The organism is Sphingomonas sp. SKA58, assembly GCF_000153545.1.
In the GTDB taxonomy this organism is placed as follows: domain Bacteria; phylum Pseudomonadota; class Alphaproteobacteria; order Sphingomonadales; family Sphingomonadaceae; genus Sphingobium; species Sphingobium soli.
Genome location: NZ_CH959306.1, coordinates 894,706 through 909,588 on the forward strand (window position 1 = coordinate 894,706; position 14,883 = coordinate 909,588).

Here is a 14,883-nt window from a genome sequence, read left to right on the forward strand (position 1 = left end):
TCGAAAAAATGACGGCAGAGGGGCGTTCGGACGAACGCCCCTTTTTTGTTCATAGGGATGGCCAAAAAAAGAAGGGGCGCCACCGGGGGGACCGGCGACGCCCCTCTTTATGTTCGGCGCCCTTGGGGAGGGTTTGCTGCCGAAGCGGAAGCGGCGGACCGGGAGGGTCTGTGGGGTGTGGCCCACCGCTTCAATGGTCAGACGTCACAGGACGAAATTAACCGTCGCTCGAAATGAGATGGCGACGTGATTTTGTTGTTCCTCCGCGCCAAATTCTCCGCCGACGCGGAACGTGTCCGTGCCGCCATAGAGACGCGCGCGGCCGGTCCAGCCATTGGTGCGATCTTCCGCCACCAGCGTGAACTGGTCGCCATCCTTGAAATAGGCCGTGGTATCGCCGAGGGATCCGCCAATAATCTGACGCCGGCCGCCTTCCAGCTCCAGCCTGACCCAGCCGTCGGCAGGGTTCAGGCTGCCGAAATCATAGCCGGCCGTGATCGTGCCATTGGCGGTGGTTTCGTCGCTCGTGCGATCGAGCACCGTCAAGTTGAAGGCATCGCCGCCGCCGGTTTCGGCATAGCCATCTTCCTTGAGGCGATAATAGTCGATCCCTACCGCCGGACGCAGGCTGAACCGGTTGAACTGTAACTGGTAGGACAGGCCGGCAGTCGCCGAGTAGAGGTCGCCATCCCATTCACCGTCAGCGGTGCGCGTCACGTCACCATTTTCGAAATGGCGGGTGCCCGAAAAATTGATCTTCGCAGCGGACAGGCGGGCAAAGGCCAGCAACGGGCCCCATTGGCCCCGCCAGTGCGCCGCCAACTCATATTGATCGGAGTCCACGGCATTGTTCGAACTGCCGCTGGAATCGCTGCCGTGAATATAGGCGAAGGATCCCCCGAAGGCGCCCAGACCCGTCAGATATTCGACGCCGCCGCCAGCGCCCCAGCCATTGATGTCATAGGATGCCGTGCTGCCAACGCTCTTTGCGCTGCCGAAGGCGACCTGTTGCAGCCAGAAGCCTAGCCGCCCGTCCTTCGTGCGGTAGATGCCGTTTGGATCGGAGAGAATGCGGGCGGTCGCACGCGATCCCGACGTGACGGCTTCAAACGTGCCGCCGGCATGATCGGGTAGCATCTGGCGCAAATTGGCGTTCAGCGTACTGCCGTCCGATATGCCGAGATAGGCGTCGGCAATGTCGCTGTCATTATCGAGCGCGTTGAAGATGGCGTCATAGGCGCGGGCGGTTGAGCCGCTCAGCCCCAGTTCCGACACGCTTTTGGCCGCGATCGACAGGGTGACGGTGCCGGCAGAATTATCGCCAGTCACACTGCCCTTGAAAATATAGGGCAGCAGGGTTTCAGTATCGAATGCCGGAGCGCCGTTTAGCGATCCTGCCCGGACGATGACATAGTCGCCCTCCGACCCGCCGACCTGCGCCAGGTTGACCTTGACCTGCGATCCGCTGGCGAAGCTGGCGGCCCCTGATACGTCGTAGAGCGTGCTGGTGCCCTTGTCCGCATCAATGGTAACACCGATGGTCGATGTGCCATTGGCAGCGAGCGAGTTCAGCGCGATCGTCCCGCCGTTGGTGGCGTTCAGCGTGCCGCCGTTCAGCACCACGTCGATGCCGCCGGCATTGTTGATCGCACCGGACAGGCTGGATGTGCCTTCCATCGTCAGCGTGCCGCTGCCTCCACCGAAATCGATTGCGCCGACAATAGCGGCGGTGTCAGACAGGGTAAGGCTGGCTGAACCTGTGCCGAAGCTGGTGTCGCCGGTCAGCTTGGACGCCCCGGAGAGGGAAAGACCGTCGTTTCCGCCGCCTAGTGCCAGGTCGCCAGTAATAGTGCCAGCCGAGACCGTGACGTTATCGTTACCGGAGCCGAGGCGAATGTCCCCGGTGATTTGAGGCGCTTTGGCAGTTTCGCTGGCAAGCGACTGGGACAATGTGACGCCACTGCTATTGGCGCTCATGTCGATTGCGATGTTGGTCGCGCCGCCGCTGGCGGTAATCGCACCAGTATTCTTGAGGCTGGACACCGTGCCCGAGGAATCCAGGATTGCGATAGCCGTCCCCTTTTCATCGTCGAGCGCAGCCGCCGCTACCGTCCCACCGACCACAAGATTGCTGACGGTTGCGCCGGAATCGATGACAAGACCGCGAGCAGCCGTGCCTTCCTTTGACGATCCGCTGGCGCCGACGACCCCACCGATCTGAATCGTATCGGAGCGCGCGCCGGAACCCAGGCGTATGGCGGTGGCGTTGCTGTCATAGGAAACCGCGCCGATGCTGCCATTGACCAAAACGCCCTTCGCAATGTCGACATTGCCTCCCAGTCCGCCGATGACGAGGCCATTGGCGTCGACGCCGTCATAGATGCCATAGCCGGCGATGGTTCCGTTAACGATCAATCCGTAGCCCGATCCGCCCGCAGCTACAGCCCCGATCATCGTGTCCGTATCAGCCGCGCCGACCTGCACGGCGGCGGATGATCCGTACGTCACGATCGACGCCGACCCTTCGGTGCTATCGGTCAGGCCGTCATCGTCGATGTCGGTGTCATCTTCGTCATCATCATCACCTGCGACCGGCGGCACGTCGAAGATAACGCCACCGCTGACATTGCCGGCGATCACGACAGCCGACCCGCCCTGAAGCAGGTCGTCCTCGTCCAGATCTTCCGTATCCGAGGGCCGGGTGGTGTAGCGATAGCCGTTGCTGACGATCGATCCCTGAATCTTCACAGCGCCATCCACATCGCCCAGCAAGGCCGCGCCGATGCTGTTTTCGCCCGTCGCGCTGATGGCACCGCGCAAGGTCACGTCGCCGGTCACGTCGTTGGCGACAACGCCGTAGCTATTGTCGCCGACAACCGTGATCGAGCCGCTGGTCGCCCAGTCGCCTGTCAATGCGCCATCCAAGCGGATGCCGGCCGAATTATTCCCTTCAATGGAGATGGTGCCGCTATGGGAGATATCGCCGCTATGGCCCGCGCCGGATTGTACCCAGATGCCCTTTTTGTTGCTGCCTTTTGCAAAGGGGCCATCTGTGTCCCCGTCGTCATCATCGTCCTTGGCGGTATAGTCCTCCGTTAGCGTGATCGTGCCGCTATTGGTGATATCGCCGGTCGTGCCGGGCGCGACCAGGATACCGGTGACGTTATCCGCGTCGTTGATCGTGATCGTTCCCCCGTTCGAAACGTCATTATTGCTGTCCACCGTCACCGCGGTCCCGCTGGTCAGCGTAATCGACCCGGCGGATGTGATGGTGATGTCGTCGGCCGATCCGCTAGCCACGGTCGATGTCCGGGCAGGCGCGGTGGTTGCGGACGTAATCTGGGTTTCTGCCGCCGCGTCCGTGCCGGCTAGTGCCGCCAGAACCGGGGCGATGGCCGTACAGGCCAAAAGATGTCGCATGATGTCTCCTCTGCGTGCCGCGCTGCAATTATTTTGAAAGGCGCGCGTGCGCATGGGACGTCGCCGGGCCGTGCTTCCCGTCCGGCGCTGCGACGAATGGATATTCAGGCGATCGTCAGAAGGCGAAATCGATCCCTAAACGCACGGTGCGCGGCCGCAGCGGCGTGTAATAGTCTGACCGCAAATCGAACGGCGTGCCGAGCGAAAAGCGATTGCCATCGCTGTCGAGCAGGTTGGTGAGCGATAGCGAATATTGCAGGGGCCCACGCCGGAGACTGGCGGTCAGGCTGGTGTCGATATAATCGCCCTGCGTCTGCCCCAATATCGGTCCGACGCCCAGTCTGGATTTTCCGACATAGCGCGCAGCGCTATTGACATGAAGGTCCGTGTCGCCGGCCAAGGCTATCCGATAATCGGCCGCCAGACGCCCCCCCAGATTGGCAACATTGGGCAGGGAAAGGGATTCGCCGTCAAAGGACAAGGCGCGTAGAAACTGCGCGGGCCGGCTGAGTTTGCTGTCATTGTAGATGAAGCTGCCGTCAAGGGTCAGCGCGGGCAGTGGTCGCAGCACGATCCTGCCTTCTATCGTATAAATCCGACCGTCCCCGATATTTGCAGTCGTCGGCAATCCGATCCGGTCGGTGACGTCGGCCTGGATATCGCGCCAGTCGGTATAGGCCACGTTGGCGCTGAGCGCGAACGGGTCGCGGCCCGGCGCGCCCTTGCGAAACCCGAGTTCGAAGGTGGAAACGCGGTCATTCTGGTATCGACGCACCCTCTGGTCATCGACAGCAAGGCCACCCGGTCGAAAACCCCGCTGAAACCTGGCGTAAAGGGTAATGTCAGGAATGGCGTCGGTCAGCAGGGAGGCGGAAGGCAGGAAGATTGTCTCGTTTCGATCCGCCTGTGCTTCGGCGCGGGCGAGGTCCGCCGACGACAGGGCGGCAATCGGGTCCAGAGCCGCGCCTGAAAGGCGGCTATTGGTCAGCCGCCCGCCGATGGTGGCGATCAGGCCCTGAACGGGCTCGAACGAGGCTTCCCCGAAAAGGGTCGCCTCTTTCACTTTGTTGCGTACCCCCGTCGCCGGCGCAGGCACGCCGCGTCCGAATACCGGCACGTTGGGGATGATTTCCGGCAGGACCGTGGCCGTGCCGAAGGAGGTCAGCGATCGTTGGATGTCCGACGTGCTTTGAAGATAGGACGCGCCCAAAATCCAGCCCAGTCCATTGTCGAGGTCACGCACCAGCCGGTTCTCGGTCGAGAAAATATCGACCTTGTTGTTCTGGCGGAACAGGGCCGGCGCGCCTTCGGGTTGGGTGGCGTCGTAGCTTTCTGTCAGTTCATGCCGGACAAAGCCGGTCGAAGAGACAAAGCGCAAACTGTCCCACTGGTGTTCGATCCGCAGATTGCCGAGCACGTAATCGGAGGAATAGGGCTGGGTGACGGCCGACGCACGGTCCAGGCGGCCCACAGATCGGTCGGCATATTGTGCATCGTCGCCCGCAATATGCTGGTAGACGCCATTGAGGTCGATGGTCCAGTTCTCATCCGGCGCGAAGCGCAGCGCCGCGCGGCCGCCCCAGGTTCGCACCCGGTTGACGTCATCCATGTCGCGAGTGACATCGTCGATATAGCCGCCTTCCTGAACGCCATAGCCCACCAGCCTCAATGCCAATTTCTCTGCAACGATCGGCATGTTGAGTGCCGCTGAAAGATCGCCCCCCAGATCGCCATGCTGGGTAACCGATACGCCGGCAGACATCTGGCCGCCATAGTCGCCCAGATTGGGCGCGTTGGGCATGATGCGGATGACCCCGCCCAAAGACCCGGCACCGTATAATGTGCCTTGCGGGCCCTCCAGCACCTCTACCCGGCCGACATCATAGAGTTTGAGGTCGGGGTCAGGAGCCGCATAGTTTAATCGCATATCGCCCAGATATTGGCCCGTTGTCGCCTGGGTGGGGCCGGCAACGCCTGAATCAGCGATGGCCCGGATGAATAGCTTGTTGCGGCCATTGCCGGCGTGTGTGGAGCTGAGGCTTGCGATCCGCGCGAGCAGCGTTGCGCTGCCATTGGCGGCTTCCGCGCTGGTGAAAACACTGTTGTCGAGGGCTTCGACCATCCCTGCATAGCGGGGGAGGGGCGTGTCGCGCTTGGACGCGGTGACGATGATCTCGACCGGATCGGCCTGGGTTGCAGCTTTGGCGGCGATGGAGGACGAAGCGCGTGGACGGTAGGGTGATTGGGATCTCCCGCGCTCCAGACGCCATGTGTTCGCCGCAATGCGGCGTGCCTTGACCCCCGTTCCGTCCAGCAGTCGTTTGAGTGCCCCGTCGAGCGACATCTTCCCACTCAGGCCTTTGGTTGGCAGTCCTGCCAAGGACTGATCCGACATGCCGATGCTGACGCCGGTCTGACGGCCAAGCGCGATCGCGGCCTCGCCCAGCCGACCGGGGGCGATGCTGATCCTGTGTCTGTCCGCCGCATGTGCGGGCGCCGTAGTCGCCAAAATGGCGGCGGTGACGAAAAGAAGGTCAGTCCTGCGGCGCATTCCCTTCCCTGGACGATGCCGGCTTCAAAACCCAAACGCCGTCCCTGGAAACGGCCGAAAGCCCCATCAATGGCGCGGCGCCCGAAAAGAAGCGTGCCGGATTCCTGTCCAGCCGGATCGTTCCTGTAAAGCGCATCGCTCCGGCAGAGGCAGTTGCCGTCACGGGAATGCCGAGCGATCGGCTGATGTCCTGGCTGATGTCGTCGATCGCGGCGTTGCTGTAGACCAGCCGTCCTTCGCGCCAACTGGCGACCGCGGCGGGCGCGACGTCCATGACGCGCAATCCTTGTGCATCGTCGGCAAGCGCCCGGCCAGCCGGTAGTGCGATCGCCTCCGCCTCCGGATTATAGATTACCTTGCCTTCGGACACGCCGATCCGGGTCGCCTTCGCCGTATGAACAATGTTGAACACCGTCCCTGCATCTTCGAACACGGCATCGCCGACGTTCACGCGGAAGGGATCACTGGCGTCGTGCCGGACGGTAAAGGCGGCCTCGCCGCGGTCCAGCGCGGCAAAGCGCATATCGTTTCGATCGAGGCGCAGCCGCGTGTCGCCGTTCAGGTCGATCATCGTGCCGTCGTCGAGCGCAATGCGGCGGGTTTCGCCGGGGCGCGTGGTGACGCTGTAAATGTCAGCGCGATTCATCATACCGATCGACACGGTTGCGACCAGGGCAGCGGCGACCGCCCCGCCTGCCGCCCAGCGCCATGCCACACGGCGCGGCGGCGCAGCATCATTGGCGGCCAAGGGCATCGTTACCGGGTCTGCCGGAATGATGGCGTCCAAATCCGCGTCCTGCGCCATCAGCGCGTCATAGGCCAGCGCGCGCGCAGGATCGCTCTCCAGCCAGATGGTGAAGGCCTCCCAGTCGTCAAATCCAGGATCGCGCGTGCGGATCACCCACGCGAGCGCCTCCTCGTTCACCATGGCTTTAGCCCTGTTCCTATTATGCCCCTTGCTAGGCCAGACGCCGCCGACCCGCTCATTCCGTATCCATTTTCTGCTTGAGCGCGATCATTGCGCGATAGGCCTTTTGCAGGTCCTTCTCCACAGTGGTGAGGCTGACCCCCAGTTCATCGGCAATGACTTTCTGCCCGACTCCTTCGATCCGGAAGCGGCGGAAGACCAACTCGACCCTAGGCCCCAGTGCACGCAGCACGCTGCGCGCTTCGTCCAGTTGCTGGGTCAGGATCAACCGGTCGTCTACCGGGACGTCATCGGTGGGGTCAGCCATGACGCCGCCCGCGCCCCCGGCCCAATCCTGCTCGCGCCGCTCGCGGCGTGTCGATGATCGATATCGGTCGAGCATCAGATTGTTGGCCATGCGATAAAGATAGGGCAGTGGATCGGCCACCGGGCCGAGGTCCTTGGCCTCCAGCTTCATCCACATATCCTGCAACAGGTCTTCAGCGTCGTCGCCCGCGCCGCGCGCGCGCAAAAAGCGCAGCAGCGCGGCGCGGTGCGTCATGAATATCGCGGAAAGGCCGGTGGCCATGCCTGTTCTGGGTCCAATGCGTGCGATCAGGCCGGATGCCATAGAGGGGGCGACGGGGTGTTGGCAATCGCCAAGCTGTTTACGTTGCCGCGAGCGTGCTTTAGCGCGGCAGGCTAAGGCCAGGCGATGAGGGATGCGGATGCTTGACGGGTTGGACAGGGCGGCAGCGATAGCGGCGGGCATGGATGCGGACCGACTGGATGCGCTCGTGACGTTTCTCGACCACCACTATATCCAGAGCGGCAAGCTGCCCCACATGCAGTTTTTCCTGTCGCGCGATGAGGTGCCGCTGCTATCGGTGACGCGCGGTGCGGCGCGGGTCGACGGGACCCCGCTGCACCCCGATGCCCTCTATCGCATCGCATCAATGACGAAGCCGGTCACGTCGGTCGCCTTCATGATGCTGGTGGAGCAGGGACTGGTGGCACTGGACACGCCTGTCACGCACGCCATCCCCGAATTTGCCGACCTGCGCGTTGGCAGCGCAGGCGAAAGCCGGCCAGCGCGGTCAATGCGGATGATTGATCTTCTGCGCCATACGTCGGGCCTGACCTATGGTTTGCAGCGGCAGACCGCGATAGACGCGCGCTATCGGGAGATGGGGCTGGACGAGTTTCAGCAAAAGCGTACCTCCGACCAGTTCATTGCCGATCTTGCGACCTTGCCGCTGGAATTTTCTCCAGGAGAGCGGTGGAATTATTCGGTGTCTACGGACGCGCTGGGCGTCGTGATCGAGCGATTGACGGGAACGGACCTGCAAAGCCATTTCGAGCGCGCCATCTTCACGCCGCTGGGCATGGAAGACACCGGCTTTGTGCTGCCCGACAGCAAGACGGCGCGCATGACGGACGCCTGGCGGCTGGAGGAAAGCGGGGTGCGGGTTCCTGCCGACCTGGGGGCGCGCAGCGGTTGGCGGCGGGCCGGATGTTTCTTTTCGGGCGGCGGCGGGCTGGTGTCGAGCGTCGCCGACTATCATCGGTTCGCCCGGATGTTGCTGCGCGGTGGCGAACTCGATGGCACGCGTCTGCTGTCGGAGGAGACGGTCGCGGCGATGCGGACCAACCAGTTGCCCGGCGGCAGCGATCTGGCGGGCATGTCGAGCGCGATGTTCAGCGAGGCGGATTATCAGGATGTGGGTTTTGGCCTGGGCTTCGCCATGGGGTTGGAGAGGGGCGAATATTATTGGGGTGGTGTGTTTTCGACCTATTTCTGGATCGACCCGGTGGAACGGCTGATCGGGATATTCATGACCCAGCTTCTGCCATCCAGCGCCTATCCTGTGCGGGCGCAAATGCGCGCGGCCGTGTCTGAGGCGATTGTCCGATCGCGACGCGGCTGACGGATCAAAAGGCCGCGCGACAAGTTCTTGCTGCACCGCCGAAATGCTGATGGCGCTGGTCTTGCGCCTATGCCATCATCATGGGTGATTCAGCAGGGGGACGTCACGCCATGAACCTTGAGGGCCAGACCAAACTGCCCAGGCCCGCACCGCGGCAGGTGGATCCCGAATTACTGGCCCGCGAAATCGTGGAGCGGCTGACCTATCGCATCGGCAAGGATGCCGCTGCGGCCAAGCCCCATGACTGGCTGCATGCCGTCATCCTGGCGATCCGCGACCGGGTGATCGACGCCTGGATCGAATCCACACACAAAACCTACGAGGCGCAGGGGCGGCGGGTTTATTATCTCAGCCTGGAATTCCTGATTGGCCGGTTGATGCGCGACGCTGCATCCAACATGGAAATGCTGGACGATCTTCAGGCTGCGCTGGCGTCGTTGGGTGTCGATATTGACATCATCGCCGCGCTGGAGCCCGACGCCGCGCTGGGCAATGGCGGCCTGGGTCGGCTGGCGGCTTGTTTCATGGAAAGCATGGCGACGGTGGACGTGCCTGCTTATGGCTATGGCATCCGCTATGTGAACGGCATGTTCCGGCAGGAAATCAGCGATGGCTGGCAGGTGGAACTGCCCGAAAACTGGCTGGCGCATGGCAATCCCTGGGAGTTCGAGCGGCGCGAGGCGAGCTACGAGGTCGGCTTTGGCGGACGCGTCGATCCGGCGGAGGGGGAGGAGGCTGGACCGCATCAGATGCACTGGCGGCCGGGCGAACGCGTCATCGCCACCCCCTATGACACGCCGATCGCGGGCTGGCGGGGCAAGCGGGTCAATACGCTGCGACTGTGGGAAGCCCAGCCCATCGACCCCATTTTGCTCGACAAGTTCAACGCCGGCGACCATCTTGGCGCCCTATCAGAAAGCAATCGGGCGGAAGCGCTGACCCGCGTGCTCTACCCGGCCGACTCCTCACCCGCCGGGCAGGAATTGCGGTTGCGGCAGGAATATTTCTTCTCCTCCGCTTCGCTACAGGACATTGTCCGTCGGCATATTCAATATTTCGGCGACATCCGGACGCTGCCTGACAAGGCGGCGATCCAGCTTAATGACACCCATCCGGCGGTGTCAGTCGCTGAACTGATGCGCATCTTGCTCGACGATCACGGGCTGGATTTTGACGAAGGGTGGGACATTACCCGCCGCACCTTCAGCTATACCAACCACACCCTGTTGCCCGAGGCGCTGGAGAGCTGGCCAGTGCCGCTGTTCGAGCGGCTGCTGCCGCGCCACATGCAGATCGTCTATGCGGTGAACAGCCGGCTGCTGGCGGAAGCGCGCCGGTCCGGGCATTTTGATGACGGCGCGATCGGCGCGATTTCCCTGATCGACGAGCATGGCGGCCGCCGGGTGCGAATGGGCAATCTCGCCTTTGCCGGATCGCACAGCGTCAACGGCGTGTCGGCGCTGCACACCGATTTGATGAAGGAAACGGTCTTCGCCGACCTGCACCGCCTTTACCCCGCGCGCATCAACAACAAGACCAATGGCGTCACCTTCCGCCGCTGGCTGATGCAGTGCAATCCGGGTCTGACCACGTTGATCCGCGACGCCATCGGAGATCGTTTCCTGGACGATCCCGAAGCATTGCGCGAGCTGGATCGCTTCGCCGACGATGCTGCCTTTCAGGAGCGTTTCCTGACGGTCAAGCGCGCCAACAAGGTGGCGCTCTCTGACCTGCTGCGCAAGCGTGTCAATGCCCGGATCGACCCGGCCGCCTTGTTCGACATTCAGATCAAGCGCATCCATGAATATAAGCGCCAGCTGCTCAACATCATTGAGGCGGTGTCGCTTTACGACCAGATTCGCTCTCACCCCGAACGCGACTGGGCGCCGCGCGTCAAGCTGTTCGGCGGCAAGGCCGCGCCCAGCTATCATAACGCCAAGCTGATCATCAAACTGGCCAATGACGTGGCGCGCGCCGTCAATCACGATCCGGCAGTGCAGGGGCTTCTCAAGCTGCAATTCGTTCCAAATTACAATGTCTCCATGGCGGAAATGATGATCCCGGCGGCGGACCTGAGCGAACAGATTTCGACCGCGGGCATGGAGGCGTCGGGCACCGGCAACATGAAATTTGCGGTCAATGGGGCGCTCACCATCGGCACGCTGGACGGCGCCAATGTCGAAATGCGCGATCATGTGGGCGAGGATAACATCATCATCTTCGGCCTCACCGCGCAGGAGGTGAATGAGAGGCGTGCCAATGGCTATAACCCTGGCGAGGTGATCGGCCAGAGCCGCGAACTGGGACAGGCGCTCGATGCCATTGCCAGCGGCGTCTTTTCGCCGGACGATCCGGATCGCTACAAGGCGCTGATCCAGGGTATCCATGATCATGACTGGTTCATGGTCGCGGCCGACTTCGACAGCTATTCCGCGGCACAGCGGTCCGTCGACGCCCTGTGGAAGGATGAGGCGCTCTGGGCAAAGAAGGCTATCCACAATGTGGCGCGCATGGGCTGGTTCTCGTCCGATCGTACGATCCGCGAATATGCAACCGACATCTGGAAGCTGCCCGCATGATGAGAGGGGGCAGATAGGCGATGCTGACGCCGGATCAGATCGACCGGGTGGTTACGGGACGCGAGGATGATCCCTTTGCCACTTTGGGCGTCCATCCGGCGAACAAGGGCTTCACCGCTTGTGTCATGCTGCCGGACGCGACAGGCGTCACGGCCGTCACTCTGGAAGGCAAGGCCGTAGGGCAATTGGCCTGCATCCATCCCGACGGGCTGTTTTTTGGCAAGGTGTCGGTGAAAAAGCGCCAGCCGCTGCGCTATATTGCGCACTATTCCGACAGTAGCGATTATGCGCTGGTCGATCCCTATGGCTATGGCCCCGTGTTGGGGCCGATGGACGATCATTATTTCGCGGAAGGATCGCACGGGCGGCTGTTCGACAAGATGGGCGCCCATGTCATCCATCACGAAGGCATGGACGGAACCCATTTCGCGGTCTGGGCACCCAATGCGTTGCGCGTCTCAGTGGTGGGCGACTTTAATCGGTGGGACGGGCGGCGGGGCCTGATGCGCCGCCGCACCGATGCGGGTATATGGGAAATCTTCCTGCCCGAAGTCGGCGCGGGCGGCGCCTACAAGTTCGAAATCATCGGGGCGAACGGCGACCTTCTGCCGCTCAAGTCAGACCCTTTCGCCTTCCAGGCCGAATTGCGTCCTTCGACCGCATCTATCGTTGCGCAGCCGCCCGGCCACATATGGGGCGACGATCGACACCGGGCACATTGGCGCGATGCCGATCCGCGCCGCGAAGCGATTGCGATTTATGAAGTCCATGCCGGGTCATGGCAGCGCGATGCCGATGGCAATTTCCTGACCTGGGATGAATTGGCCAATCGGTTGATCCCCTATGTCGTGGGCATGGGCTTTACCCATATCGAATTTCTGCCGATCAGCGAGCATCCCTATGATCCCAGTTGGGGCTATCAAACGCTCGGCCTCTATGCGCCTAGCGCGCGCTTTGGGGATGCGGAGGGATTTGCGCGGTTCGTCGATGGCGCCCATCGCGCTGGCATAGGCGTCATCCTTGACTGGGTGCCGGCGCATTTCCCGACCGACGAACATGGGTTGGCGCATTTTGACGGCACCGCGCTTTATGAACATGCCGACCCGCGCAAGGGCTTCCACCCTGATTGGAACACCGCCATCTACAATTATGGCCGGCGTGAAGTGGCACAGTTCCTCTCCAATAACGCGCTATTCTGGGCAGAGCGTTATCATGTCGATGGACTGCGCGTGGATGCTGTCGCCTCCATGCTGTACCTCGATTATTCCCGGCAGCCGGGCGAATGGATTCCCAATGATCATGGCGGTCGCGAGAATGTGGAGGCCGTGGACTTCCTCCAGCAGATGAACAAGGCGCTCTATGGCGCGCATCCCGGTGTCATGACGATCGCGGAAGAATCGACCAGCTGGCCCGGCGTTTCGCGGCCGGTCGATGCGGGCGGCCTGGGCTTCGGGTTCAAATGGAATATGGGCTTCATGCACGACACGTTGCGCTACTTGCAGCGCGACCCGGTATATCGCGCCCATCATCATGACGACATCACCTTCGGGCTGCTCTACGCCTTTGACGAAAATTTCGTCCTGCCGCTCAGCCATGACGAAGTGGTGCATGGCAAATCGTCACTGCTGCACAAGATGGCGGGCGATGACTGGCAGAAGTTCGCGACGCTGCGCGCCTATTACGGCTTGATGTGGGGGTATCCAGGCAAGAAGCTGTTGTTCATGGGGCAGGAGTTTGCCCAGCGCGATGAATGGAGCGAGGCGCGGGCGCTCGACTGGCACCTGCTGGACCATGGGCCGCATCTGGGCGTGCAGCGGCTGGTCGCGGACCTCAACCATCTTTATAGCAGCCGGCCGGCGCTTCACGGCCGCGATTGCGAGGCGGAAGGCTTCGAATGGGTGCTGGTCGATGCGCGCGCGGATTCACTCTTCGCCTGGGTGCGGCGCGCGCCCAGCGCATTGCCCATTGTCGTCATCAGTCATTTTACGCCTGTGCTGCGCCACGGTTATCGCATGCGCTTGCCCTCTGGCGGGCGTTGGCGGGAAGTGATGAACAGCGACGCGCAGGATTATGGCGGCAGCGGCGCGGGCAATATGGGCGCGGTGACAGCGGATGAAGAAGGATGGGTGAACATCACAATCCCGCCCTTCGCCACGCTGATGCTGGAACTGGAATTTTAACGAACTGCGGGCGGCAGACCGGCGACTTGTGGGCGGGTGGATGGAGAGGCGGATGCAGACGAAATATCAGCCCATAGCGCGTGATGCGATGGCCTATGTATTGGCCGGGGGGCGCGGTAGCCGCCTGGCTGAACTGACCGACCGGCGCGCAAAGCCGGCGGTGCATTTCGGCGGCAAGGCCAGGATCATCGACTTTGCGCTGTCCAACGCGCTTAACAGCGGTATTCGCCGCATTGGCGTCGCGACCCAGTATAAGGCGCATTCGCTGATCCGGCACCTTCAGCGCGGCTGGAATTTCCTGCGTCCCGAACGCAATGAAAGTTTCGACATATTGCCAGCCAGTCAGCGCATTTCCGAAAGCCAATGGTATGAAGGCACCGCCGACGCCGTCTTCCAGAATATCGACATCATCGAAGCCTATGCACCGGAATATATGGTCATTCTGGCTGGCGACCATGTTTATAAGATGGACTATGAACTGATGCTCCAGCAGCATGTGGACAGCGGCGCTGACGTCACTGTCGGCTGTCTGGAAGTGCCGCGCATGGAAGCTGTCGGCTTCGGCGTCATGCACGTCGACGAGGCCGACGTCATCACCGCCTTTGTTGAAAAGCCGAAGGATCCGCCTGCCATTCCGGGGCAGCCTGATACGGCGCTGGCGTCCATGGGGATCTATGTTTTCCGCACCCGTTTTCTGATAGAGCAGTTGTGGCGCGACGCGGATGATCCGACGAGCAAGCGGGATTTCGGCGGGGATCTCATTCCCTATATCGTAAAGCACGGAAAGGCGGTGGCGCATCGCTTTTCCAGCAGTTGCGTGCGCGCCGAGAGCGAACTGGAGCCTTACTGGCGCGATGTTGGCACGATCGACGCCTATTGGCAGGCGAATATCGACCTGACCGACGTTGTCCCTTCGCTCGATCTTTATGACCATAGCTGGCCGCTCTGGACCTATTCGGAAGTCACGCCACCCGCCAAATTCGTTCATAATGAAGATGGCAGGCGCGGGTCGGCGACATCGTCGCTGGTGGCGGGCGGCTGCATTGTTTCGGGATCTTCGCTGCACCGCAGCCTGCTCTTTTCGGGGGTGCGTACACATAGTTTTTCATCGGTGACGGACAGCATCATCATGCCGGGCTGCGAGATCGGACGCGGCGCGCGCCTGCATAAATGCGTGGTCGATTCGGGCATTCTTATTCCGCCAGGCCTCATCATCGGGGAAGACTCGGTGCTTGACGCCCAGCGCTTTCGCAGGACCGACAGCGGCATCTGCCTGGTGACCCAGCCGATGATCGACCGGTTGGAGGTTTGACCGGTC

The 14,883-nt window shown here is 62.1% G+C and carries 8 protein-coding genes; 4 read left to right on the forward strand and 4 right to left on the reverse strand.

Going from position 1 to position 14,883, the window contains the following annotated elements; genetic code table 11:
* Positions 1 to 204 precede the first annotated feature (204 nt).
* From SKA58_RS04870 to SKA58_RS04885, 4 genes are all read right to left on the reverse strand, one after another.
* Entirely contained in the window at positions 205 to 3,420 is a 3,216-nt protein-coding gene (locus SKA58_RS04870) for an autotransporter outer membrane beta-barrel domain-containing protein (protein WP_009821252.1), read from the reverse strand.
* Positions 3,421 to 3,535: 115 nt separating this feature from the next.
* On the reverse strand, positions 3,536 to 5,971 hold the full coding sequence (locus tag SKA58_RS04875) for a TonB-dependent receptor domain-containing protein (RefSeq protein ID WP_009821253.1): 2,436 nt from the start codon (positions 5,969 to 5,971) through the stop codon (positions 3,536 to 3,538).
* Entirely contained in the window at positions 5,955 to 6,899 is a 945-nt protein-coding gene (locus SKA58_RS04880) for a FecR family protein (RefSeq protein WP_009821254.1), read from the reverse strand. Before SKA58_RS04880 ends, SKA58_RS04875 begins: the two co-directional genes overlap by 17 nt.
* A 55-nt stretch (positions 6,900 to 6,954) precedes the next feature.
* A complete protein-coding gene (locus SKA58_RS04885) occupies positions 6,955 to 7,467 on the reverse strand; it encodes an RNA polymerase sigma factor (RefSeq protein ID WP_037542137.1) in 513 nt (170 codons plus the stop codon).
* A 133-nt stretch (positions 7,468 to 7,600) separates the two neighbouring features.
* On the opposite strand from SKA58_RS04885, the gene SKA58_RS04890 reads away from it, so the two are divergent.
* From SKA58_RS04890 to glgC, 4 genes are all read left to right on the forward strand, one after another.
* A complete protein-coding gene (locus SKA58_RS04890) occupies positions 7,601 to 8,806 on the forward strand; it encodes a serine hydrolase domain-containing protein (RefSeq protein WP_009821256.1) in 1,206 nt (401 codons plus the stop codon).
* Positions 8,807 to 8,916: 110 nt separating this feature from the next.
* The gene (locus SKA58_RS04895) at positions 8,917 to 11,385 is read left to right on the forward strand and encodes a glycogen/starch/alpha-glucan phosphorylase (RefSeq protein WP_009821257.1); all 2,469 of its coding nucleotides are present in this window, start codon (positions 8,917 to 8,919) and stop codon (positions 11,383 to 11,385) included.
* 20 nt (positions 11,386 to 11,405) lie between these two features.
* Positions 11,406 to 13,565 (forward strand): 1,4-alpha-glucan branching protein GlgB, encoded by a 2,160-nt coding sequence (gene glgB, locus SKA58_RS04900; RefSeq protein WP_009821258.1) that lies wholly within the window; start codon positions 11,406 to 11,408, stop codon positions 13,563 to 13,565.
* A 52-nt stretch (positions 13,566 to 13,617) separates the two neighbouring features.
* Positions 13,618 to 14,877 carry a glucose-1-phosphate adenylyltransferase gene (gene glgC / locus SKA58_RS04905; protein ID WP_037542138.1) on the forward strand — a complete coding sequence of 420 codons (1,260 nt, stop codon included), beginning with the start codon at positions 13,618 to 13,620 and terminating at the stop codon, positions 14,875 to 14,877.
* Positions 14,878 to 14,883: the final 6 nt, after the last annotated feature.

Excerpts from the sequence above, each read along its gene's own strand:
- SKA58_RS04870 (WP_009821252.1), bottom strand. The coding sequence starts at position 3,420 with ATGCGACATCTTTTGGCCTGTACGGCCATCGCCCCGGTTCTGGCGGCA.
- glgC (WP_037542138.1), top strand. The coding sequence starts at position 13,618 with ATGCAGACGAAATATCAGCCCATAGCGCGTGATGCGATGGCCTATGTA.
- glgB (WP_009821258.1), top strand. The coding sequence starts at position 11,406 with ATGCTGACGCCGGATCAGATCGACCGGGTGGTTACGGGACGCGAGGAT.
- SKA58_RS04885 (WP_037542137.1), bottom strand. The coding sequence starts at position 7,467 with ATGGCCACCGGCCTTTCCGCGATATTCATGACGCACCGCGCCGCGCTG.
- SKA58_RS04875 (WP_009821253.1), bottom strand. The coding sequence starts at position 5,971 with ATGCGCCGCAGGACTGACCTTCTTTTCGTCACCGCCGCCATTTTGGCG.
- SKA58_RS04880 (WP_009821254.1), bottom strand. The coding sequence starts at position 6,899 with ATGGTGAACGAGGAGGCGCTCGCGTGGGTGATCCGCACGCGCGATCCT.
- SKA58_RS04890 (WP_009821256.1), top strand. The coding sequence starts at position 7,601 with ATGCGGATGCTTGACGGGTTGGACAGGGCGGCAGCGATAGCGGCGGGC.
- SKA58_RS04895 (WP_009821257.1), top strand. The coding sequence starts at position 8,917 with ATGAACCTTGAGGGCCAGACCAAACTGCCCAGGCCCGCACCGCGGCAG.